19 protein-coding genes and 1 pseudogene are annotated in these 21824 nt (G+C 61.4%); 8 read left to right on the top strand and 12 right to left on the bottom strand.

Annotated elements, in window-relative coordinates; genetic code table 11:
* Positions 1 to 6: 6 nt before the first annotated feature.
* A complete protein-coding gene (locus AC1DQ3_RS05250; RefSeq protein ID WP_477119121.1) occupies positions 7 to 327 on the bottom strand; it encodes a (2Fe-2S) ferredoxin domain-containing protein in 321 nt (106 codons plus the stop codon).
* Positions 328 to 765: 438 nt separating this feature from the next.
* On the opposite strand from AC1DQ3_RS05250, the gene AC1DQ3_RS05255 reads away from it, so the two are divergent.
* From AC1DQ3_RS05255 to AC1DQ3_RS05265, 3 genes are all read left to right on the top strand, one after another.
* Complete coding sequence (locus AC1DQ3_RS05255; RefSeq protein WP_477119258.1) at positions 766 to 2067, top strand: dicarboxylate/amino acid:cation symporter; 1302 nt, start codon at positions 766 to 768, stop codon at positions 2065 to 2067.
* A 79-nt stretch (positions 2068 to 2146) separates the two neighbouring features.
* Complete coding sequence (locus AC1DQ3_RS05260; protein WP_477119122.1) at positions 2147 to 4132, top strand: sensor histidine kinase; 1986 nt, start codon at positions 2147 to 2149, stop codon at positions 4130 to 4132.
* A gap of 8 nt (positions 4133 to 4140) precedes the next feature.
* Complete coding sequence (locus tag AC1DQ3_RS05265; RefSeq protein ID WP_477119123.1) at positions 4141 to 5457, top strand: sigma-54-dependent transcriptional regulator; 1317 nt, start codon at positions 4141 to 4143, stop codon at positions 5455 to 5457.
* A 23-nt stretch (positions 5458 to 5480) separates the two neighbouring features.
* On the opposite strand, the gene AC1DQ3_RS05270 is transcribed toward AC1DQ3_RS05265, so the two are convergent.
* The 5 genes from AC1DQ3_RS05270 to AC1DQ3_RS05290 form a co-directional block, all read right to left on the bottom strand.
* Positions 5481 to 7592: an ATP-dependent helicase gene (locus AC1DQ3_RS05270; RefSeq protein ID WP_477119259.1), complete on the bottom strand. Its 2112-nt coding sequence runs from the start codon at positions 7590 to 7592 to the stop codon at positions 5481 to 5483.
* 353 nt (positions 7593 to 7945) lie between these two features.
* Complete coding sequence (locus tag AC1DQ3_RS05275; protein ID WP_477119124.1) at positions 7946 to 9289, bottom strand: AAA family ATPase; 1344 nt, start codon at positions 9287 to 9289, stop codon at positions 7946 to 7948.
* Positions 9286 to 10254, bottom strand: a complete 969-nt coding sequence (locus AC1DQ3_RS05280; RefSeq protein WP_477119125.1) for a reverse transcriptase domain-containing protein — start codon at positions 10252 to 10254, stop codon at positions 9286 to 9288. Before AC1DQ3_RS05280 ends, AC1DQ3_RS05275 begins: the two co-directional genes overlap by 4 nt.
* Before the next feature lie 539 nt (positions 10255 to 10793).
* Positions 10794 to 11348 carry a TlpA disulfide reductase family protein gene (locus tag AC1DQ3_RS05285; protein WP_477119126.1) on the bottom strand — a complete coding sequence of 185 codons (555 nt, stop codon included), beginning with the start codon at positions 11346 to 11348 and terminating at the stop codon, positions 10794 to 10796.
* A gap of 98 nt (positions 11349 to 11446) precedes the next feature.
* Positions 11447 to 11875 (bottom strand): thioredoxin fold domain-containing protein, encoded by a 429-nt coding sequence (locus AC1DQ3_RS05290; protein ID WP_477119260.1) that lies wholly within the window; start codon positions 11873 to 11875, stop codon positions 11447 to 11449.
* A gap of 283 nt (positions 11876 to 12158) precedes the next feature.
* On the opposite strand from AC1DQ3_RS05290, the gene AC1DQ3_RS05295 reads away from it, so the two are divergent.
* The 3 genes from AC1DQ3_RS05295 (at position 12159) to AC1DQ3_RS05305 (ending at position 13767) form a co-directional block, all read left to right on the top strand.
* Positions 12159 to 12758 carry a hypothetical protein gene (locus AC1DQ3_RS05295; protein ID WP_477119127.1) on the top strand — a complete coding sequence of 200 codons (600 nt, stop codon included), beginning with the start codon at positions 12159 to 12161 and terminating at the stop codon, positions 12756 to 12758.
* A 66-nt stretch (positions 12759 to 12824) separates the two neighbouring features.
* A complete protein-coding gene (locus tag AC1DQ3_RS05300) occupies positions 12825 to 13475 on the top strand; it encodes a LysE family transporter (RefSeq protein WP_477119128.1) in 651 nt (216 codons plus the stop codon).
* A gap of 112 nt (positions 13476 to 13587) precedes the next feature.
* On the top strand, positions 13588 to 13767 hold the full coding sequence (locus AC1DQ3_RS05305) for a hypothetical protein (RefSeq protein WP_477119129.1): 180 nt from the start codon (positions 13588 to 13590) through the stop codon (positions 13765 to 13767).
* 65 nt (positions 13768 to 13832) lie between these two features.
* Here AC1DQ3_RS05305 and AC1DQ3_RS05310 read toward each other — a convergent pair.
* A pseudogene (locus AC1DQ3_RS05310) lies at positions 13833 to 15197 on the bottom strand (YifB family Mg chelatase-like AAA ATPase); the annotation flags it as partial.
* Between the two features lie 365 nt (positions 15198 to 15562).
* Positions 15563 to 15808 carry a helix-turn-helix domain-containing protein gene (locus AC1DQ3_RS05315; protein ID WP_477119130.1) on the bottom strand — a complete coding sequence of 82 codons (246 nt, stop codon included), beginning with the start codon at positions 15806 to 15808 and terminating at the stop codon, positions 15563 to 15565.
* 133 nt (positions 15809 to 15941) lie between these two features.
* Here AC1DQ3_RS05315 and AC1DQ3_RS05320 point away from each other — a divergent pair, with 133 nt between their 5' ends.
* Together AC1DQ3_RS05320 and AC1DQ3_RS05325 are read left to right on the top strand one after the other, a co-directional pair.
* The gene (locus AC1DQ3_RS05320; protein ID WP_477119131.1) at positions 15942 to 16232 is read left to right on the top strand and encodes a hypothetical protein; all 291 of its coding nucleotides are present in this window, start codon (positions 15942 to 15944) and stop codon (positions 16230 to 16232) included.
* Positions 16233 to 16324: 92 nt separating this feature from the next.
* Complete coding sequence (locus tag AC1DQ3_RS05325; RefSeq protein ID WP_477119132.1) at positions 16325 to 16843, top strand: HAD domain-containing protein; 519 nt, start codon at positions 16325 to 16327, stop codon at positions 16841 to 16843.
* A 225-nt stretch (positions 16844 to 17068) separates the two neighbouring features.
* On the opposite strand, the gene AC1DQ3_RS05330 is transcribed toward AC1DQ3_RS05325, so the two are convergent.
* The 4 genes from AC1DQ3_RS05330 to AC1DQ3_RS05345 form a co-directional block, all read right to left on the bottom strand.
* Positions 17069 to 17395, bottom strand: coding sequence for a hypothetical protein (locus tag AC1DQ3_RS05330; protein WP_477119133.1), 327 nt, complete (start codon positions 17393 to 17395; stop codon positions 17069 to 17071).
* Between the two features lie 147 nt (positions 17396 to 17542).
* Entirely contained in the window at positions 17543 to 18982 is a 1440-nt protein-coding gene (locus tag AC1DQ3_RS05335) for an SIR2 family protein (RefSeq protein WP_477119134.1), read from the bottom strand.
* Positions 18983 to 19093: 111 nt separating this feature from the next.
* Positions 19094 to 19588, bottom strand: coding sequence for a TIR domain-containing protein (locus AC1DQ3_RS05340; RefSeq protein WP_477119135.1), 495 nt, complete (start codon positions 19586 to 19588; stop codon positions 19094 to 19096).
* A gap of 1013 nt (positions 19589 to 20601) precedes the next feature.
* Complete coding sequence (locus tag AC1DQ3_RS05345) at positions 20602 to 21246, bottom strand: hypothetical protein (protein WP_477119136.1); 645 nt, start codon at positions 21244 to 21246, stop codon at positions 20602 to 20604.
* Positions 21247 to 21824: the final 578 nt, after the last annotated feature.

Raw genomic sequence — 21824 nt, forward strand, 5'->3', positions numbered from 1 at the left:
CACCGGTCAGCGATCGATCATCAGGCGTTCGACCGGCTTGCCGCCCACCAGATGGCTCTCGATGATTTCGTCGATGTCCTGCTCGTCGACGAAGGTGTACCAGACGGCCTCGGGATAGACCACCAGCACTGGCCCGAGTTCACAGCGGTCCAGGCAGCCCGCCTTGTTGATGCGCACCCGGCCTTCGCCGCCGGTGATGCCGAGCGCCTTGCAGCGCTGCTTGGCGTATTCCTGCATGGCCTGCGCGTTGTGCGCGCCGCAGCAGGCGCTGCCGTCCTCGCGCTGGTTGAGGCAGAAGAAAACGTGGTGCTGGTAGTAGCTGCTCATGCGTGGTCGGCTTTCCGGCGTTCTGGCGTTCCGGCTTTTCGGCGGCAGTGCGGCACCGGAGGCAAAAGGTGCCCGGGGCGCGCGCCGGCCGCTATGGAATGGGTGGAAGGGCTGAATTATACGGTGTGATACGGGACGGTTCGACGCTTTGAACCCGGCTTTGATGCCTTGGCTGCTGCATTGCAACAACGGGGTGGCGTAGCGCGCACCCGCCGGGGCCGGGTCGTCCGGATCTCCGGACGCGCATTTTCCGGATTTCCGGAAAATCGGAGTGAATATTCGTCCGCTTCGCCAGCTTCCTTTTGAAATCAGGCACTTGGCGCCGCATGCCGCGCTGGCATGGCGGTTGCGACTGTCAAGGCAGACGCGTTCCATTTGCAGGACGCGCGATCCTGCCGCCGCTGCGGCGGCGGGCACGGTCAAAATACCGAGGACGACATCATGAGGAAACCCTTTTACAAGATCCTGTACGTACAGGTGCTGTTCGCGATCGCGGTCGGCATCGTGCTGGGGCATTTCTGGCCAAGTACCGGCGTGGCCATGAAGCCGCTGGGCGATGGTTTCATCAAGCTGATCAAAATGATCATCGGGCCGATCATCTTCTGTACCGTGGTGTCCGGCATCGCCGGCATGCGCGACATGAAGAAGGTGGGCCGCGTCGGCGGCAAGGCGCTGCTGTATTTCGAGGTGATCTCCACCTTCGCACTGCTGATCGGCCTGCTGTCGGCGCACTTGCTCAAGCCCGGCGTGGGTTTCAATATCGACCCGGCCACGCTCGATACCAAGGCGATCTCGCAATATGTGACGCAGGCGCACGGCCAGAGCACGGTCGAGTTCTTCATGCACATCATCCCGGACACGATGATCAGCGCGTTCGCCAACGGCGAGATTTTGCAGATCCTGCTGGTCTCGCTGTTCTTCGGCTCGGCGCTGGCGGCCATGGGTGACCGCTCGAAGATCGTGTTCGATTTCGTCGAGCAGGTCTCCAAGGTGTTCTTCCACATCGTGCACGTGATCACCAAGGTGGCCCCGCTCGGCGCGTTCGGCGCGATGGCCTTCACCATCGGCAAGTACGGCCTGGGTTCGCTGCTGCCGCTGCTCAAGCTGATCGGCACCTTTTACCTCACCGCGATCGTCTTCGTGCTGGTGGTGCTGGGCACGGTGGCGCGCCTGACCGGTTTCTCCATCATCCGCTTCATCTCCTATATCAAGGAAGAGCTGCTGATCGTGCTGGGCACCAGCTCGTCGGAAGCGGCGCTGCCGCATCTGATGGAAAAGCTGGAAAAGCTGGGCTGCTCCAAGTCGGTGGTCGGGCTGGTGGTGCCCACGGGCTACTCCTTCAACCTGGATGGCACCAACATCTACATGACCCTGGCGGTGCTCTTCATCGCCCAGGCTACCGGCATCGAGCTCACGATACTGCAGCAGATCACGATCCTGGGCGTGGCGATGATCACCTCCAAGGGCGCCAGCGGCGTGACCGGCTCCGGCTTTATCACACTGGCCGCCACGCTGGCGGTGGTGCCGGATATTCCGGTGGCCGGCATGGTGCTGATCCTCGGCATCGACCGCTTCATGAGCGAATGCCGCGCGCTGACCAATATCATCGGCAATGGCGTGGCGACGGTAGTGATGTCGGCGTGGGAGCATGAACTGGACCGCGCGCAGCTTGACCGCATGCTGCGCCGTGGCGGCGATGAAGAAGCCGACCTTGCCGAAGCCGGCCCCGGCATCCGCTAAGGATCCCGCTGCCGGGGCGGCGCCTGCCGGCGCCGCCCGCCAGCGGGTATCATCGGCGCGTGTTCCTTCGCCTGCGCCGATGCCACATTCCGACGACTTCCTCGCCGTGCATGATCCCGCTTCCGCCCGCCTGGTGCATGCGCCGGGCGATGGCGGCGGAAACTGGCGAGGCTTTGCCGTGGCGCTGGCCGCGGGCCTGGTGGCGCTGTGCTCGCTGACCTGGCTGGTCTCGGTGCAGCGCGGCATCGATGGCCTGCAGCAGGGCACGGCCACCCGCGCCGACCGCTATGCGGCCACGCTGGAAAGCACGCTCGACCGCTACGAATTCCTCCCCGCGCTGGTCTCGCTCCATCCCTTTGTCCACGACCTGCTGGCAGCGCCAGGCGATCCCGCGCGGGTGGCCGCGGCCAACCGCTACCTGTCCGACGTCAACCGCCGCGCGCGGGCTTCGGCCACCTATGTGATCGCCGCCAACGGCCTGGCGCTGGCTGCCAGCAACCATGACCAGCCGGGCAGCTTTGTCGGCACCGACTACCGCTTCCGCCCGTACTTCCAGGTCGCCGCGCGCGGCGAGATCGGGCGCTTCTACGCCATCGGCATCACCAGCGACGAACCCGGCTACTACATTGCCCAGCCCGTGAAGGTGGGCAGCCGCGTGGTGGGTGTGACGGTGGTCAAGCTCAACCTGGAATGGTTCCAGCGCGCGGGCGCGGGCGGCGCCGAGCCGGTGATGGTGAGCGACGACCATGGCGTGATCTTTCTCTCCTCGGTGCCCGCCTGGCAGTACCGCACCTTGCTGCCGCTGGCGCCGGAGCTGCAGTCCGAACTGGACCGCACGCGCCAGTACCATGACCAGGCGGTCAGGCCGTTGCCGCTGGAGGCGCTGCAGTCCCCGGTCACGCACTGGCTCGCCCACACCGTGCTGGGCGAAGGCGCGCGGCTGGTCCGCATCGGTACCGGCGGCAATGCCGAGCGCTACCTCGAAATCAGCCGCAAGGTGGGCCCGGCAAACTGGACCATGCAGGTGATGGCCTCGCTGGACCCGGTGCTGGCCAGCGCGCGCAATGCCACCGTGGGCGCGGCGCTAGCCTACGCGTGCATGTGCCTGCTGCTGTTCACCTGGCGCCAGCGTCGCCAGCGCGCGCGCGACATTGAATATGGCCGGCGACTGCTCGAAGCCGCTTACGACGAACTGGAGCGCCGCGTCGAGGCGCGCACCGCGGACCTGATGGCCATCAACGAGCAACTGGAAGCCGAGGTGGCCGAGCGCACGCGCGCCGAGAGCGAGCTGCGCGCGGCGCAGGACGAACTGGTGCAGGCCAGCAAGCTGGCGGCGCTGGGCCAGATGGCAGCAGGCATCACCCATGAGCTCAACCAGCCGCTGGCGGCGCTGCGCACATTCTCCGACAACACCCGCGTGTTGCTGGAGCGCGGCAAGCTCGATGCCGCCACCGACAACCTCGCCGCCATCGCGGACCTCACCACGCGCATGGGCAAGATCACCGGCCAGCTCAAGCTGTTCGCCGGCAAGGCGCGAGCGCGCCGCCACGCAGTCCATGTACGCGCCGCGCTGGATCATGTGCTGGCGTTGATGGCGCCGCGGCTTGCCCAGGTCAAGCTGGAGGTGGTGGGTTTGTCGCAGCCGCCAGGCCCCGCGGTGTGGGCCGACGAGCTCAAGCTCGAGCAGGTGCTGCTCAACCTGATCGGCAACGCGCTCGATGCGCTGGCCAGCGCCGCGCCGGACGCACCCTGCGTGGAAGTGGCGGTCAGCGAGCAGGACAATGCCGTCACCATCGCAGTGCGCGACAACGGCACCGGCGTTTCCGCCGACGACCTGCCCCGGCTGTTCGAACCGTTCTTCACCACCAAGGAAGTCGGCCATGGGCTGGGCCTGGGCCTGGCCATCTCCACCTCCATCGTGCGCGAATTCGGCGGGCAGCTGAGCGCGGCCAACCGGCAAGGCGGTGGCGCCGAATTCGTGGTGGTGCTGCGCCGCGCACCCTCGCCGGAGGGCGCCGCGCCACGTGCCGCGCGCGGATCCATCTCTCCTACCCACACTGAGTGAGCATCGCCATGCAAGACGGATTGCGTGTCCTGTTCGTCGAAGACGAACCCCTGGTCCGCCAGGCTACCGCGCAGAGCCTGGAGCTGGCTGGCTTCCCGGTGCTGGCGCTACCCTCGGCCGAAGCCGCCATGCCGCATCTCTCGCCGGAGTTTGCTGGCGTGCTGGTGACGGACGTGCGGCTCACCGGCGCCAGCGGCCTGGACCTGCTGCAGCACTGCCGCAACGCGGCGCCGGGCGTGCCGGTGATCCTGGTTACCGGCCACGGCGACATCACCATGGCCGTGCAGGCCATGCGCGAAGGTGCCTACGACTTTATCGAGAAGCCTTTCGGCGCCGACCGCCTCACCGAGACCGTGCGCCGCGCGCTGGAGCGGCGCGCGCTGGAGCTGGAAAACCTCGCCCTGCGGCGCGAACTGGCCGGCCCGGCCGCGGGCACCCGCATCATCGGGCGCTCGCCCGCCATCGAGCAGGTGCGCATGCTGGTGGCCAACGTGGCCGCCACCGACGTGCCGGTGATGATCAACGGCGAGACCGGCACCGGCAAGGAGCTGGTGGCGCGCAGCCTGCACGCCTTGTCGCCCCGGCACCACGCGCCGTTCGTCGCGCTGAACTGCGGCGCGGTGCCGGAGTCCATTTTCGAGAGCGAGATGTTCGGCCACGAGGCGGGGGCCTTCACCGGCGCCGGCAAGCGCCGCGTGGGCAAGCTCGAGCATGCCTCGGGCGGCACGCTGTTCCTCGACGAGATTGAAAGCATGCCGCTGGCGCTGCAGGTCAAGCTGCTGCGCGTGCTGCAGGAGGGCATGCTGGAGCGGCTCGGCTCCAATGCATCCATCGCAATCGATGTGCGCATCGTGGCCGCGGCCAAGGGGGATATGGAGGCGCTGGTGGCCCAGGGCACCTTCCGCCAGGACCTGTACTACCGGCTGAACGTGGTCACCATCCCGCTGCCCCCGCTGCGCGAGCGGCGCGAGGATATCGTGCCGCTGTTCGAGCACTTCATGCTGGTGGCCGCGGTGCGCTACCAGCGTCCCGCGCCCATCCTCTCCGAACTGCAGCGCCAGGCGCTGATGCAGCGCGCCTGGCCCGGCAATGTGCGTGAGCTGCGCAACGCCGCCGACCGCCTGGTGCTGGGCGTGCCCGAGGGCGGCACGCGCGCCGATGCGCTCGATGACTCCACGCCGCTCAAGGAACGCATGGAACACTACGAGCGCGCTGTCATCGCCGATACGCTGGCGCGCACCGGCGGCGCGGTCAGCCAGGCCGCGGACCTGCTGCAGGTGGGCAAGGCCACGCTGTACGACAAGATCAAGCGGTACGGGCTGTAGCGCCGCCAGTGGTCAACGGCAGCTCACCGCCACATATCCCGCATGCGCCCAGCCAGGTCCAGCCTGGGCAGCGGCGCCTTGGCCGGTGCATCCGCCAGCGGCGGGGGCGGCGGCCACGCGCGGCTGTGGAACAGCGGCATCACACGGTTGGGCAGGAAGCGCGTGCGCGAGGCGTAGACGTGGCGATCCCCGTAGGCGGTCTGCTGGTGCACATAGAAGCGTTGCGGCACCACGATGTCGAGATGGTCGCGGGCGCGGGTCATGGCCACGTAGAGCAGGCGGCGTTCTTCCTCGATTTCCTCGGTGGTGCCCGTGGCCAGGTCCGAAGGCATGCAGCCGTCCACCGCATTGAGCACGTAGACGGCCTTCCACTCCTGGCCCTTGGCCGAGTGGATGGTGGACAGGATCAGATAATCCTCGTCGCGCAGCGGCACGCCGGACTCGTCGCTCGATGCGTCCGGCGGGTCGAGCGTGAGTTCGGTCAGGAAACGCTCGCGCGAGGCATAGGTGGCCGCGATCCGCTCCAGTTGCTGCAGGTCGGCAGCGCGCGCCGGGGCATCGTCATGCAGGCGCTCAAGGTGTGGCTGGTACCACGCTACCACTTGCTCAAAGGCCGAAGGCCACGGCGCTGCCGGCGCCATCAGGGTGCGCGCCAGGGCCAGCAGGTCGGGCCAGGCCTCGGCCGCTGCCGGCGGCGCGTCGAAGGATTCCAGCGCGAACAGCGGCTCGGTGGCGATTTCCACCGCGTCCAGCACGCGTGCGGCGGTTTTCGGCCCCACGCCGGGCAGCAGCTGCAGGCTGCGAAAGCCCGCCATGCGGTCACGCGGATTTTCCAGCCAGCGCACCACCGCCAGCACATCCTTCACATGCGTGGATTCCAGGAATTTCAATCCGCCGAACTTGACGAAGGGAATGTTGCGCCGGACCAGCTCGATCTCCAGCTGCGCGCTGTGGTCGGCGGCGCGGAACAGCACTGCCTGCGACAGCAGCGCCAGCCCGGCCTCGCGCCGCGCCAGGATCTGCTCGACCACATAGCGGGCCTGGTCGGCCTCGTCGTTGACCACCACGATCTCCGGCCTTTCGGCCGAGCCGCGCTCCGACCACAGGTCCTTGGTATAGCGCTCGGCCGCCAGGCCGATCACCGCATTGGCGGCGGCCAGGATGGGCTGGGTGGAGCGGTAGTTCTGCGACAGCGTGACCATGTCCGCGACCGGCGTGAACTGCGCGGGGAAGTCCAGGATGTTGCGCACCGTGGCGCCACGGAAGGCATAGATCGACTGCGCATCGTCGCCCACCACGGTCAGGCCGCGTCCGTCGGGCCTGAGCGCGAGCAGGATGGCGGCCTGCAGCGCATTGGTGTCCTGGTACTCGTCCACCAGCACGTGATCGAAGCGCGCGCCCATGTCCTGCGCCAGCGCAGGTTCGGCCAGGGCCTGGGCCCAGTAGAGCAGCAGGTCGTCGTAGTCGAGTACCTGCTGCTTCTGCTTGGCCTGCACATAGCCGGCGAACAGGCCGCGCAGCGCATCCGTCCACATGGCGTAGCGCGGAAACCATTGCTTGAGCACGTCTTCGAGCGGGGCCTGCGTATTGACCACGCGCGAGTAGATCGACAGGCAGGTTTCCTTGCGCGGGAAACGCGAGGCCTGCGCGGACAGGCCGAGATCGTGCCGCACCACATTCATCAGGTCGGCGGCATCGCCGCGATCGCAGATCGTGAAGCTGGGCGACAGGCCCAGCGTCTCGGCGTATTCGCGCAGCAGGCGCGCACCAACGGCGTGGAAAGTGCCCGACCACGTCAGCGCGGCGCGGCCCGCGCCGGAGGTCTGCATGCCGAGCGCCTGGTCCACGATGCGCTCGACCCGCCGCCCCATCTCCGAGGCCGCGCGGCGTGAGAACGTCAGCAGCAGGATGCGGCGCGGATCGGCGCCGCCCAGCACCAGGTGCGCGACCCGGTGCGCCAGCGTGTTGGTCTTGCCCGAGCCGGCGCCAGCAATAATCAGCAGCGGCGCGGCGGGATCGTGCGTCACGGCGGCGCGCTGTTCCGGGTTCAGGGTGGACAGGTAGGCAGGCGTGGCGGTGGCCTCCGCGGCTTCGGCAACATCAGGCTGCCTGGCGGCAGGTGCATCGCAAAGCACGGCGCTGGGATCGGGATCGAGTAACACGGCAGGGGCCTTTGGGGATACCGGACGCGCAAGTGCGCTGGCCGGCATGGGCGGGGAAAACTGCCGGTAACTGTATATCCATACAGGCGAAGTGCGCAAGCCGTGCCGTTGCGAATTGGCGCTTGCCAAAAAATGTAGAAACCGAAATTAGCTGGACTACATGCGCCTTTGCTGGACCGGAAATCAGGAATTAGCTGGATTGCAGCGCAGCCGATGCGAGCGCGTTCTGCTCAAAGGTGATGATGGATGGGCGGTTTCGACCCGGAACTGCCGCTCATATACCTGATAGTCAACGGCAGGTTCGGCGCGTAGAACGGCCCCTTCAGCTAAGCATTCAAAAAGCCAGACAGCGAATGTGCAAACGCACGTGCCTGTTCATCGTATCTAGCGCACAAGTGAAGGAACATTTCCTCTTGTGACACGATCCTGTTTCGAATCAATGCGGCGTACAAATTCTTTCCATCTGGATTATCAATGCCTGGGTTTTCTTCTATAGATAAACGAAGCCAGTAATTTCCAGTCATGTATTCGATAAAAATCTGCTTTTCGATGCTCTCCCACGGTAGGAATTCGATATTCTTCCGATCTCGAGCGTAACGCAATGCACGTTGATCACCGTCGAGAACGGAGATTACATTGTCTTCGGTGGAAAAGAAGTGTTGGGCGGTATTCCTCTCCATCAATTTGACTGTATTCGTCCCGCCCCCAATAAATATAATTTTGTATTTGTAAAATGTCTTCGGGAGATATCGCTTGATCACAAACTCTATGAAGTTTTCCAGTACATCATCCTCTGTGAGGATGTACTTATCCCATCCTGAAAATCCAAATAGTAGACTCTTTGCGTAGTTGAAAGAAACGGGCTGAATATCAAGCACCCCCTGCTCCGACTCGATGTAGTGTAACTCGTTGGCGCGTAGGGTTCCCATAATCGCAAGAGAGTGCGTCGTGAATACAATGTTCACTTCGTATTTTTGGCAGTAAAGTCTCAACTGCCCAACAAGCTTTGCCTGAGCGGCAGCATCAAGGGAAATGTCAATCTCATCGATAACGAGCAGCTTTCTGCCGGAAACGATGTTGCGGTAGAGCGATATAAGGAAATACTCTCCCGAGCTGAAATAGTCTTCCCGGATATACCTGCTCTCATCAAGAATGAGACAATAGTAGGACTTCCTCTTGACGATAATGCGACGAAGATTGTCAAATTTACTGCCGTCGTAGATTGCAACGAGAAAATCGATTAGCTCGTCCGGGCGCGTGTAATTCTCAAGGACGATGTTATGTCGGATTTCCTGGTCGGCATCGCTGATACTTTGAAAAAAATTGAAGCGTTCGCCATGAGGGACTGGAAGCTCCACTTCGAGGCTGTCGCGAAGCTGCTGCGCAATGACTGCTTTGCAGTTGAGACTCTGAAGTTTAGGATCGAATGTAAAGATATACTCATACGGATCGCACAAGTAAGCGATTTTACTCGACGTCGAAAAAATGCTGTCGATGGCCGTTTTCTTGAATGTATCCGCTATACGAAGATTACGCAACGCCTTAACAAGAGTGGTCTTGCCAATCCCGTTACGCCCAACGAGACAGGTAATTCCATTCGCGTCCAGATCAAGAGTCAGCTCTGCCGAGCGGATGTGCTGTACGTTCTCAATTTTCAGGATCAGCTTCATTTTGATCCTTGGTGAATAAGCGTGTCGATTACAGTGACGCCATATTTCTTGCGAAGTTTATCCAGGTACGCTGGATCGACAGTATTCACGTAGTTCACATAGCCGGAAAGTTGTTCCATGGCTTTGGGAAGATCTGTTTCTGAAAAATCACGAAATTTCGCGCTATCCGTGATGTAGAAATGAAGCATCGTTTCAATTTGCCGCTTCAATTTGATATCGACAGAAACGGCCCCGTTCGGCAATATTACCAAGCCGAGAAGTTTTATTTTCCGACCAATACTCGTAATCTTTGTTTTTTCGGGGTTAAGTTTGAGTTGACCCAATCCGACGGACTGAAGCTTGCCCTCGATAACGGTCGCGAGATCGGTGAGTTCACCCCTGTTTTGCGACGAAACAATGATGTCATCGGAGTATCGCGTATATACCATCCCCTGCTCTGCGCAATAACTCTCAAAAAGATCATCGAAGGAACACAGAACCGCATTGCTGATGAGGGGGGAGGCTGGAAAGCCAATTGGTAAGGCGTCGCCAATTGTAACCAGTTCGATAATACGATCGACATGATCCAGCAGGTCGGAAATCGGTGCGCGCGCGGCGGCTCTTTCGATGACGGCGCGCACCATCGTCGAATCGATATTGGGGAAAAAATCCTGGATGTCGGCTTGGAAGAAATGCTTGTTATGCGCGTGCTTTCTCACAGCTCCGACAACATTTACACCTTTTCGGTACGAAAACACGACGCGCTCATTGACATCAAGGTACTCGAACAGAAACAGATTGAGAAAACTGTGATAGATCTTCATCGTCTTGTCTGGCGCGTAGACAAGACGTTCCTTCGACGCGTGGGCTGCGCCCACGTTGAGCGGTTTGTATCGGGAACCCAAGGCTTCGCCTATGAAGTCTCGATATTCGTATTTGCCGTGATACATTGCCCGAAACAGCTCTGCGAGTGGCTTCTTAGTCATGGAATCGCGTGAGATATGGTCGGCGGGCCCGTCCTGCGGCACGCGAAACGACCGAATGCAAGTATGCCGACGGCACAAGCGCATTGCTTGTACAACACCATCGTCACATAAAAGGTGAGGGAGCGGGGGCGGAGTGGGAGAGGCGAGAGGTTCGCTTTTTGACGGCGATTACAATTTGGGCGGCGGCCTCGAAGAGGCGCACCGCCCAATCGTAAAGTGGATGCAGAGCCGGGAGAGGCCAGACATAAGACTGGAGATACTCCTAGTCGCTGGCATAGCGAAAGCTTAACCCAAGTTGCTGCGCGAAGCAAACGCATGGCCTTGCTGGCGTGGCTCGGATGCGTGCGGCCGCTGGTCGAACGTAAGCGTCCGTTGCGAGAATTCCGTCCGCTGTCGGCTCTTGGCCGGAACTGTGACGGTCTTCTCAAGCAAGCAGGCAAGTAAGGCAGTCTAATGCCCATTCCAACGAATTCGCGATCCCTCCATAAAAAAGGTGCCATGGAAGGCACCTTGCTGGCAGGCGGGACTGGCTTCGCGGATCAGGCCGCCTTGGCGAGCGCGCCGTCGAGCAGCTTGTGCAGCGCATCCCACTCGGGTTCGCCGACATAGCGCTTGAGGATGCGACCGTCCTTGTCGATGACAAAGGTGGTCGGGGTCAGTTGCACCTCGCCGAACGCCTTGGCCGCCGCGCCGTCCGAATCCATCGCCACCTTGAACGGCAGCTTGCGGGTTTGCGCATAGTTCATCACGTACATCGGCGGGTCGTAGCTCATCGCCACCGCCACGAACTCCAGGCCCTTGTCCTTGAACTTGTCGTAGGTCTTGACCATCTCCGGCATTTCCTTGACGCAGGTGACGCAGCTGGTGGCCCAGAAATTGACCAGGTAGACCTTGCCCTTCAGATCGGCGGTGCTGACCTTTTCGCCGGAGAGCAGCGTGAAGGTGGCGGGCGGCGCCGCATTGGCAGGGGCAATGGCGCGATAGCCGAACCAGCCTAGCGCGGCAACCACCAGCACGGCGGCGATCATGGGCCAGAGCTTGCGCGAGGCCGGGCTTGCCGAGGGGGTTGCGGTAGGGGGTGCGGAGGTCGTCATGATGCTCGCCGACAGGTCAGACAAGCTGCCATTCTACTGCCGCTGTCGCGCCGCTGCCGGATGCATGGAGGGCTCAGGGTGCGACGATTGGCCGCAGCTCAGTTCGGCGCGGCGGCAAGTGCCGAGCGGGCCTGATCCAGCGCCTGTTCCAGGTAGGCACCGTAGAAGTCGGGCTGCATGCCGCGCAGTGGGGCCGCCAGCGAGCGGCCGCGCGCGTCCAGGAAGAGCACCGTGGGCGCCACCGTCACATTGCGGCTGCGGGCCCATTCACGCGCGGTGGTCATGCTGCCATCGGTATTGCGCAGCGGGGTGTGCGCGGTCATGTCCAGCTCCCGCGCCACGATCTCGCCCGCCGCGGCCTGCGGGCCGAGATAGTTGCGCCGCACCGTCTCGCAATATACGCAGTCGGGCAGGGTCACCAGCACCACCAGCGGTTCCCCGCGGCTGGCCGCCGCCTTGGCCTGGGCGGCCAGGTCGGTTGCTGCGCGCAGATGGCTATCAGCGGCCATGGCGCCGTGGCCCGTCATGGCCAGGAAGGCACCCAGCACCGCCGCCGCGGCGCGCAAGGCACGGCGGCCGCGCGTCCCGCGCGGTTGCGGCAGGGACCGGACTGGCTGGCTTGGCGAAGGGATTTGCATGGTCTGGCAATGGGGATGAGCGCTGTCAGGCAGGTTCCCGGATAATAGCGGCTTCCGTCCGCATCCGTGGTGCCGCGCCTGCGCGCCCTGGGCGCGGGATCGCACCATCCCGGGCGTTGACCCGGGAAATTCCGCCAACCCATTGCCGCACGCTGCCGTAGCCACTGCCGAGATGCCCCATCGCTGGTTTTCCCGCTTGTCGCCGTCCTCGCTTGCCACCGGCGTCGCCGTGGCCGCACTTGCCGCCGGACTGATTGCCTGTTCGCCGCGCTATGACTGGCGCACCATCCAGTCCAATGAAGGCGCGTACGCCGCGCTCTATCCGGGCAAGCCAAGCGGCGCCGCGCGCGAGGTGGCAATTGCCGGGCGCAAGCTGCCGATGACGATGGACGCGGCCCGGATCGACGAAACGCTGTTCGCCGTGGGCGTGGTGACCTTGCCCGGGGATGACGCCGCGTTGCGGCAGGCCGCGCTAGAGTCGATGCAGGCAGGGCTGCTCGGCAACCTTGGCCCCCATCCCGGGGAAGCGGTCAAGACCCGCAAGGTGACCGTGATGTCGGCCGCATCGCCAGCCGTGCCGCTCGATGGCGTGGAGGTGCAGGTGGCCGCGGTCTCGCCGCAGGACCAGTCCCCGCGCAGGCTCACGGCTCGGTTGGTGGCGTCGGGCGTGCACGTCTATCAGGCGGTGGTGCTGGAAGCCGGCGATGCCGCGCGCGACCAGCGCCAGGCGGAACAGGTCGAGCAGTTCCTCACGGGGTTTCATCCGTTTTGAGTTTCAATGTTGAATTTCAAGGTCCGCGATGCGCGGACCGAGCAGTCTGATGAAGGGAGTAACGTCATGCGTTGGGAAGTTTGGCTGGCCTATTTCGCGGCCTGTTGGGTGATTGCCGTGTCGCCGGGTTCGGGCGCGGTGCTGTCGATGAGCCATGGCCTGTCGTACGGGCTGCGCAAGACCACCACCACGATCTTTGGCCTGCAGACCGGCCTGGTGATCATCCTGCTGGTGGCGGGCGGTGGCCTGGGTGCGCTGCTGCTGGCGTCCGGGCAAGCCTTCGCCGTGGTCAAGACGGTCGGCGCGCTCTACCTCATCTACATCGGCGTGCAGCAGTGGCGCGCGCGCGTGGCTAGCGCCCCGGACGAGGCGGCTCCGGGCCAGGAGGCGCCGCGCGTTGCCCCGCTGAGCCCGCGCCGCCGTTTTGCCACCGGGCTGCTGACCAATGTGACCAATCCCAAGGGCATCATCTTCATGGTCGCGGTGCTGCCGCAGTTTATCGATCCGACCCATGCGCTCGCGCCCCAACTCGCCATCCTGGCCGTGACCATGTGCGCGGTGGACCTGGTGGTGATGCATGGCTACGCGCTGCTGGCCTCGCGCATGCGTGGCCTGTTCCGCAATGCGCGCGCGGTGCGCTGGCAGAACCGGATCTTCGGTAGCGTGCTGGTGGCCGTGGGCGCCGCGCTGTTCTTTGTCAGGCGCCATCCGGCCTGAGGCGAAACGGGCCGGTAAACGGGCCGGTATTCGCCGCCGGCCCAATCTACCGCTGGCTTACCGGGGGTGCATTTGCTTAAATGGGTGCAGACGCCCCACCCGGAGGTAAGCCATGCGAAGTTTCCCAACCTTGCAGGGCTTGTCGTGCCAGCGGCCTACCCACACCGTGCCGCCACTCGACGAGCCGGTGCCACCCGGCATTCCCCCGGACCTGCCGCTGCCGCCGGAGCACGATCCGCCACCGGCGGAGCCGCCGGTAGCCGTGCCTGCACCGCTGGGCAGCGAGCGCTAAACCCTCGCCGCCCGGCGTATCGGTGCGGTGCGCCGCTTGCTGTCCCGTGCGGCGCAAGTCACTGCTCAGGGCGTACGCAGCGCGCGCCGGTACTGGATGGCTTCTCCCACATGGCTGGGTTGCAATAGCTCGGCCCCCTCCAGGTCCGCCACCGTGCGGGCGATCTTCAGCGCCCGGAAGTAGGCGCGTGCCGACCACGCCAGCTTGGCCATGGCGCCGCGCAGCAAGGCTTGCGCCTCGGGCGTGAGCGGGCAGTGCTCATCGATTTCGCGCCCGGAGAGGGCCGCGTTGGGTTTGCCCTGGCGCGCCTGCTGCAGGGCGCGGGCGGCCAGTACGCGCTGGCGCACCGCGGCGCTGGACTCGCCGGGCGGGCCATCGAGCATTTCCAGCTGGTCCTGGGCCGGCACTTCCACTTGCAGGTCGATGCGGTCGAGCAGCGGTCCCGACAGCCTCGACTGGTAGCGCTGTACCTGGTCCGGCGTGCAGCGGCAGGGGCGCGATGGGTGTCCGAGGTAGCCGCACGGGCAGGGATTCATGGCGGCGACAAACTGGAAGCGGGCGGGGAAGTCGGCCTGGCGCATGGCCCGCGAGATGGTGACGCGGCCCGATTCGAGGGGTTCGCGCAGGACTTCCAGCACCCGGCGGTCGAATTCCGGGAGTTCATCCAGAAACAACACGCCTTGGTGGGCCAGCGAGATTTCGCCGGGGCGAGGATTGCTGCCGCCGCCTACCAGCGCCGCGGCCGATGCGGTGTGGTGCGGCGAGCGGTAGGGCCGCTCGCGCCAGCGAGCCGGATGGAAGCCGGCGGCGGTGAGGCTCTGTACCGCGGCGGATTCCAGCGCTTCCTCCAGCGTCATGGGCGGCAGCAGGCCGGGAAAGCGCTGCGCCAGCATGGACTTGCCGGTGCCCGGCGGCCCGACCAGCAGGGCCGAGTGCTGGCCGGCAGCCGCGATTTCCATGGCACGGCGCGCTTGCGCCTGTCCCCGGACATCGCGCATGTCCGGGCCGGCGGGCTCGCCCGAGCCGATGTCCGCGAGCGGCTCCGCGCGCATCAGCCGGCCCTCCGGCATGGGCCCCAGGTGAGCGCAGACATCCAGTAGCGAGCTTGCCCCATACACCGTCACGCCGTCGATCAAGGCGGCCTCGGGGGCGTTTTCCGCCGCCACCACGAACGTGCGGGGTGGCCCGGCTCCCGCCATTTGCCGCGCGGTGTTATCCCGGCCAAGGCACATTGCCATGGCCAGCGCCCCCCGCACCGGGCGCAACTCCCCGGATAGCGATAATTCCCCGGCGAACTCGCTCGCATCCAGCCCGTCCAGCGGAACCTGCCCGCTCGCGGCCAGGATGCCGAGTGCGATCGGCAGGTCGAAGCGACCGGACTCCTTGGGCAGGTCGGCGGGAGCCAGGTTCACCGTTTTCTGTACTGTGGGAGGAAAAGCGTCAGTTGGGCTAAATGAAGTGCGCTCCTCGTGATACTCCCGCCTTACTTGAAAGGCACGATCTGTCCCGGCTTCCAGTCTTTGGCTAAGTCGAAATGTCCTCAGAGCGCGTGGTTTCGGGGTTTCTGTGTCTTTAGGGTTCCCCGTAAGGCAGTGGTGCTTTGACGGCTGTTCTGAGCACAGCTTGCAAGTCTGTGGCGCTCTGAGCCACCTCCAAAATTATAGCCCGCGAAGCCTTAGAGTAAGTAGAAAAGTACATAATAATCAATGGCTTAAACTTCATCTGGGGCCACTTGTCGTGATGAGGGTTCCAGACCCATCCGTATGACGCTCCGCATCGGATGCTAAGCCATAACTCAATCGCTGGTTTCACGGAAAAGATGACCAAGTGGCACTCGAAATGCGGCGGCGATGCGTTCAATGGTGTCCACGGAAATGTTATGCCGACAGCGCTCGACGTGAGCGAGAAACGAACGGTCCATGCCGCTGCGGAACGCTAGCTCCTCTTGAGTCCATCCTCTCTCAGCCCGAAGCTGGCGAATGTTTTCCGCAAGAATGTGTCGGGCGTTAGGGCGTGCTGAAGGGGGGGAAACTTCTGACATGCCGGCATAGTGCTAAGTCGCCTCTTCAATGTCAGTGGGATTTGAGCCACAATGGTGGTTTCCACGCTAGGATATTGAGAATATGAGTTCCCCTAGAAGGCGCAGACGCGCTACGACGGACGGTCGTCGTTTCGTGAAGGCCGAACTGGCGGTTCGGACCGATGACACGCGCGTGCTCTTTAAGGTCGATGAGTTCGGGTTCAGCGTTGCAATCGAGCAGGCGGATGTGGCTCAGGCCGTGTTTTTCGAGGATTCTGAGAAGCTTCAGATTGCCTTGCGGCAAGGCAGTATCGTCACGTTGAGTTGCACGTTGGATGATGCGAAGCGCTTTGCCGTCTATTTGTTGCCGGAGGAGCGAGACTGTGACTTTCTATTTCAGACGACGTATGGCGACCGGTATTGCGCTTGGGACGATATACGTTGATCGACTGCATGCGTTGCGCTTGGCCGACGAACGCCCAGACTACTAAGTCGTCAAATGGTGTCAGGTGACCTGGAAACTGGAAGCAAAAGAGCATGATCCTATTTCTTGACTACGATGGCGTTCTTCACCCGGATGACGCCTATCTGGTGAATGGACGTCCCGTGTTGCAGACGGAGGGCACCTTGTTCATGTGGGCGCCTATCCTCATGGATTTGCTCCAGCCTTATCCCGACCTGAAGATCGTTTTGTCGACTTCTTGGGTGCAGGTTCTTGGTTTTACCCGAGCCCGCGACTTCCTGCCCTCCAACTTAAGATCTCGTGTAATCGGGGGTACCTGGCACTCCGCGATGGGGCGACATAGTGAGGGCTCCCATCGCCTGCACAGTAACTGGTTCGTCCAGGCATCTCGCTACGAACAGATTGCCAGGTACGTCTCTCGAGCAGGTGCACAAGTGGTGCATTGGATAGCGCTAGACGATGATACCGATGGTTGGGATGAGAACCTTCTCAGCCGGCTCGTGGTGGCTAACGGTGACTTGGGCCTTTCGAGCATCAATACGCAAAGTGATCTGAGAGCGAAGCTTCAATTACTTTATAGTCAAACCGATTGAGAGATCCAGCCATGCTGCGCATAACGGTTGAGCTTTTGCCCGGCGGACGTGAACATAACCGACGTACGCTAGCTGTCGGGAATATCTCTCGCGTCCGCTCAGGAACGTCTGCGGATTACGAGGTATCGTTGACGGAAGAGCTACTTGGCACTCTTCATGAGGGCATATTGAAGGGGTAATGCCAGTTGGGATTGGGTAATGCCGTGCCGCGATGGCGGCTGGGACTTACATGATGTTCGGCACAGGCTTACGCTGCGCGAACAAGATTTGAACTTCTGGCTTCGTCAGGATGCCGTCGAAGACTAGTTGCAAAAGCGCAGAATGCATCTTGCTTTTCACCGTGCGGTAGTTCCTGACCTTGTAAAGCGCCTGCGTGACTGCTGTAGGCGTCCATGTCCGGCCTGCTGGGCTTAGCATGCCTCGTGAAGTCAGCAGCGCAGCGATTTCACGGTCTGCGAGCTTCTGGTTCAAACCTTCGATCAGTGTCAACAGCGTCAGGTGATAGAAGCTTGTTGAGTGCTGTGTGGCTGGGTGATAAGTTTTTTCGTGCATGGGTAGCCGCCGTACTCACGCCTTAACCAGCGTCCCTCAACGGAGTCATCGTCGAGCGTAAGATTGAATCCCTGGTACATGACCTATTCTTCTATTTCCGATACTCCGCGCCACGCCGTTTGAGTGTGGCGCGCTTTCTATGTGTCGTTAGTTTGTCTTCAAGGCGTCCAATGCCTTCGTGATACGGCTCAGCAGCTCCTGCGGCTTGCCAACGCTCTCTTGAAGGCTTGCAAATGCAGCCTTGTAGTTCGCATGCTCCGTACTGCTCTCTACTGCCGCCTTGATTTCCTGTGCGATGTCCTGCGCGACGTAGCCCGTCGCTCCAACGGGCACACAGACCAGTTCATGAGCTTGGGCGATACGGAACTCTTTCTCGACACCGTCAGCCTTGACGATATTGCCGTCAACGGTCTTATTGCCAAACAGGAAGAGCGCGATACCGGCCTGCGCAATCAAGTCCTTCCGGTATTCATGCCACAGCGCATCGCGCTTATCCTTGTCCGCGATTGCTCGGGGGAATGGACGAACAACGAGGTGGTCTTGGATGTGCCCCTCTCGCTGCGCATAGATTTGCTCGATGGCGCCAGACAGGAGGTCATTGCTAATGCCCCAACCGAACCCAGAGACCAAGCGATACCCCTTCTGGATGACAATCTTGCCCAGGTCGAACAGGAACTCGGAGACATCGTTCTTGGACCAGCCGTTGAACTCGTCCGCGCTTCCGGAGATGAAGAGCGTCTTCTCGCGATAGGCCCTATCGATGCGCTTCAGGATATTCGTTATATCCGAGTAGGCGTCAACTAGAAGCGTGCGGACGTTGAAGCGCTTCAAGTCTTCGATGAGATGGCGCTGCTTCGCCTGCTTGTACTCGAAATCTGCAGGCTGTTCGTCCGGCTCCTGCGAGACCTTTTTTAGGATGCAGTAGTGCTGACGACTGTTCTGTTTGAACGTGATGCGAATTCGCGAGAGGATGTAGTCTAGGTTCGGGTCCTTGAAGCTGAATCCAAGGAACAGGAAGGTCTTCGAGACCAACTCGCCAGTCAGTGCATTGACGAAGGCTCCTCGTTCGAACGGGTAACGCTCATAGTCGTCCTTGGTGAGGACGGCCTCGGTGGCATGGTCCACGTCCCCATGCATCTTGTAGACAACTGCATCTCGGCGCGGTTTCGTGGAAGCAAGCTGAGCCACTGCGTACTTAATATCGACAATCTTTCCAGCGTCCTCGAGGGACTTCTCTATGAGCTTGTCGTAGTTCGTTGTCCAGTACGTGGTGATAGGAAGTCTGGCGAGAATTTTGTGATTCTCAGGAGGGCTCTTGTGGCCGGGGAACTCGTCAATCAGTGCGCGGGTGAGTCCATGGCGATTCTGCCCGTTGTCATTGACGTGATATTGGGCGAGGGCCACCAGGTGGTCTGCCTCGACTTTAGCATCGAGTCCCAGTTGCTTTGCCAGCGGTTGGAGGAGCGTAACCCAGTCCACGAAGCCCGCTGGGACCGACATACCTGCACCGAGGAACACCGCTGCGGTCTCTTCGTGAAGCTCTTTTACGTACTGCGTGATAAATGCATCTACATCAGTTGCTGACATTGACCAGACCCTGCTTATATTTATGACTGGCGACAGTGCGCGGACGTGCCGCGCGCTGGGCTGCGCAAGCGCCGACCGGGAAGTGCTCACTTCCCGGCGCAGCACTAGGTGTTACTTGTGGTTCTTGCGGATTTTGATGGCTTCTTCGACCATGGCTTCCATGTTGTCGGAAATCCAGGCGTACCGCGCCTTGCTGTCGCTGCCGGACGGGTTGTAGCACTTCGCCACTTCGGAAAGCTTTTTCGACCCGAGGTTAATGAAGTCGAACGGATTCTTGCCCGAAGCGGACTCTTGTTGTTGGAAGTTTTTTAGGCCGTGAATCCGGATGGCGACAACGCCCATGCCGTCGTTCCACGCCTTGACGATTTCGTGGTTAATCCACTTCCGATTGGCGGTGTTCTCACCGACCAGAAGGACCAGGCAGGTCTTGCCATCCATCTGGCCGCTAATCCACTTCTCGATTGCCTTGTCACCGCCACCGACAACCTCTTCCCAGTCGTTGTCCTTGGCGGGCGCATTGCCTTCGATAGAGCCAATCTGCCGCACCTGGGCGGCACGAACGCAATCAGGTTTGTAGTGAAAGCTAAAAAAGCACTTACGTGCCATGTCAATCTCCATAGTTTGTTGTCGCGGCCGAGCGAGGTTGGCGCTTAAAGCTGGTGCGTGGAATGGCCTTGCGCTGCTAGGAGCTGCGCAATTCGCTGGCCCCGCGGTTTGAGGCGTTCGTCGTGCCAGTTATTCGCAAGTCGGTTCAACACGGAGTGGTCTATGTCACACATCCGTGCCAAGCCCCGCATCGTCAAGTAAGGGGTGCCGTCGCTCCGAACGCCCATCTGGACGCCATCGACCTCAAGTTCCTTGACTGGGAAGAGCTCGGCTTGAGTGTGCTGCTCGGACAGGCCGTTTTTGAACGTAACTATTTGATTTTGTGGCATTTTATGTGCTGCTCGAAACTTGGTCGCTACGTTGTCGCGACCATACATTCGGACCGGATGCGAATCTCAATTGCTACTTTCAATTGGACTTGCATGCGGCAATGGATAGAATCGAGCCCGGAATGCGAACTGACACACCGCTTGGCACATGCCAGTCGGGGTGTCGTTTGCTTTCCAAGGCCTTGTGCCGGAAGCCTCTGTAGTGTCACTTTCCTAGGGTGGGCGCTACAGAGGCTGTTTGTTTTGGCCAACCGGATTGGCACGACTTACCGGTGGGCCGCATTAAAGCGTCTTCATTTGATTCTCCTGTGCTGGCGACAGTGTAGTGAAACGAATTCGAATGACCAGTCTTGACAAGCGATGTTCACGCGCAAGCAAAAAGACGCCGGCGATGCCACCTTCCTTCAAATTCAAGGTTTTTCAAGGGTTTTCGGCGGTCCGTTAGCTGCAGAAGCTGCATTCAGAAATTTTTTTATCGGAATTTATTTTCGATAGGTGATTTTTCTATGCGGCAGTTACCCCTACTGACGAGCGTTCCAAGCGCGCTATCCTCTGGGCTCCTTCAGGTCGATTGCGACGGCGGGAATTGAACCCGCGTCCTTCCCGTTCGTATCAATCGTGCGGCTCGCCCCCTTAGTATCGTCAACCGGGGCGCTCCATCTGCTGAATTAAATCGCAAAGGTTTCAGTCTTCGTCGTCTTCAATTTCGTCGAGGTCCGTGGCCCGAATCTCCTGTGCTCGCTGAAAGAGGGCGTTGTAGGCCGCGTTCTGCACCCACCCTTTTTCGTGCAACGCCTTGGCAGCGTGATAAGGATTCAGCAGCAGGACGAACTGACAGGGTCCCGCTTGCCCGGCCGCATAGTCAATGAACCCGAGCTCTTTGAGAACACGCAAGTGCTCGCGCCAGGTAGTGACGTTGCGTTCCCCAACGTAGCCAGCCTCCATTGCTGCTGCAGCTTCGACGTCAATTTTCACCATGCCTTCATCAAACACACGGCACCAAAGTACAAGGTAAGACTTCCCTGCCGGCACTGACTTTCCGGCGGTTACGCGCTTCGACGCATCGTTAATAAGCTCCATAAACTGAGGCATCGTTCGTGGGATGGTGGTGAACCCATCGCGCTCGGCGCGCAGCCACAGGTCTCCGTCCGAGATTTTCGGCCACAGTTGGTTGCGCATGGCCAAGGTTGCCTTCTGCGCTTTCGAGATGCGCTTCCTTGCTGCCTTGTCAGAAAGCGCGGCTGAACCCGGGGTGGTCTTCACCGCGCTGCTGGCGGTCCCTGTACCTGACGCGGGTGCCTTCTTGGTTGTTCTGGGTAGCTTTGCCATGTCGGTATGGTTGTCGGTATGGTCGGAGCTGAAATGAGATGGATTTTGCCAAAAAAATATTGTAAATCAAAGGCTTGCGATAATTCCATTCGAAGCTGACTCAGCAATGTAGGTGCAACTTATCAGATGAGCCGCGTCGAAAACCTACAAGTGAGAATCTCAGTTGTAAAAAATGCCGACGTGTGTTAATCGAAAACCCAAGCTTGGCGCGCGTTACAGAAAAAAATGTGGTGCTCACCGTGCTCTGCGTACTCGCCGTACTCGCTGTGCTCTCGGTGCTCGTGGGTATTCCAAAAGGGGATTGCCCCGACGGCGGCGTAACCGGATGACCCGCTTGACCGCACCGCTCCAGGCGGACAAGGGCTCAACCTGGCTTTGTCCCACTGGAGCGGAGGGGGGCTGCCGCAGACGAGCATTTCATACGCGTGCAGTCAGCACCATCACAGATGCGGACAATGCCGGCCTGTGACTTACTTAGTTACCGCAGAAACCTGTATATTTATACAGTACCATAAGATGGTGTTGGGGAGGCTAGGTGGGTTCGTCCGTGGCGTCGTTGCCGTTGCCGGACCGGACCG

The organism is Cupriavidus sp. 01T418 (genome assembly GCF_056398885.1).

What these genes read in the sequence shown, in the direction of transcription:
- AC1DQ3_RS05250 (WP_477119121.1), bottom strand. Translation starts at nt 327, where the DNA reads ATGAGCAGCTACTACCAGCACCACGTTTTCTTCTGCCTCAACCAGCGC.
- AC1DQ3_RS05260 (WP_477119122.1), top strand. Translation starts at nt 2,147, where the DNA reads ATGCCACATTCCGACGACTTCCTCGCCGTGCATGATCCCGCTTCCGCC.
- AC1DQ3_RS05265 (WP_477119123.1), top strand. Translation starts at nt 4,141, where the DNA reads ATGCAAGACGGATTGCGTGTCCTGTTCGTCGAAGACGAACCCCTGGTC.
- AC1DQ3_RS05275 (WP_477119124.1), bottom strand. Translation starts at nt 9,289, where the DNA reads ATGAAGCTGATCCTGAAAATTGAGAACGTACAGCACATCCGCTCGGCA.
- AC1DQ3_RS05280 (WP_477119125.1), bottom strand. Translation starts at nt 10,254, where the DNA reads ATGACTAAGAAGCCACTCGCAGAGCTGTTTCGGGCAATGTATCACGGC.
- AC1DQ3_RS05285 (WP_477119126.1), bottom strand. Translation starts at nt 11,348, where the DNA reads ATGACGACCTCCGCACCCCCTACCGCAACCCCCTCGGCAAGCCCGGCC.
- AC1DQ3_RS05290 (WP_477119260.1), bottom strand. Translation starts at nt 11,875, where the DNA reads ATGACGGGCCACGGCGCCATGGCCGCTGATAGCCATCTGCGCGCAGCA.
- AC1DQ3_RS05295 (WP_477119127.1), top strand. Translation starts at nt 12,159, where the DNA reads ATGCCCCATCGCTGGTTTTCCCGCTTGTCGCCGTCCTCGCTTGCCACC.
- AC1DQ3_RS05300 (WP_477119128.1), top strand. Translation starts at nt 12,825, where the DNA reads ATGCGTTGGGAAGTTTGGCTGGCCTATTTCGCGGCCTGTTGGGTGATT.
- AC1DQ3_RS05305 (WP_477119129.1), top strand. Translation starts at nt 13,588, where the DNA reads ATGCGAAGTTTCCCAACCTTGCAGGGCTTGTCGTGCCAGCGGCCTACC.
- AC1DQ3_RS05315 (WP_477119130.1), bottom strand. Translation starts at nt 15,808, where the DNA reads ATGTCAGAAGTTTCCCCCCCTTCAGCACGCCCTAACGCCCGACACATT.
- AC1DQ3_RS05325 (WP_477119132.1), top strand. Translation starts at nt 16,325, where the DNA reads ATGATCCTATTTCTTGACTACGATGGCGTTCTTCACCCGGATGACGCC.
- AC1DQ3_RS05330 (WP_477119133.1), bottom strand. Translation starts at nt 17,395, where the DNA reads ATGCACGAAAAAACTTATCACCCAGCCACACAGCACTCAACAAGCTTC.
- AC1DQ3_RS05335 (WP_477119134.1), bottom strand. Translation starts at nt 18,982, where the DNA reads ATGTCAGCAACTGATGTAGATGCATTTATCACGCAGTACGTAAAAGAG.
- AC1DQ3_RS05340 (WP_477119135.1), bottom strand. Translation starts at nt 19,588, where the DNA reads ATGGCACGTAAGTGCTTTTTTAGCTTTCACTACAAACCTGATTGCGTT.
- AC1DQ3_RS05345 (WP_477119136.1), bottom strand. Translation starts at nt 21,246, where the DNA reads ATGGCAAAGCTACCCAGAACAACCAAGAAGGCACCCGCGTCAGGTACA.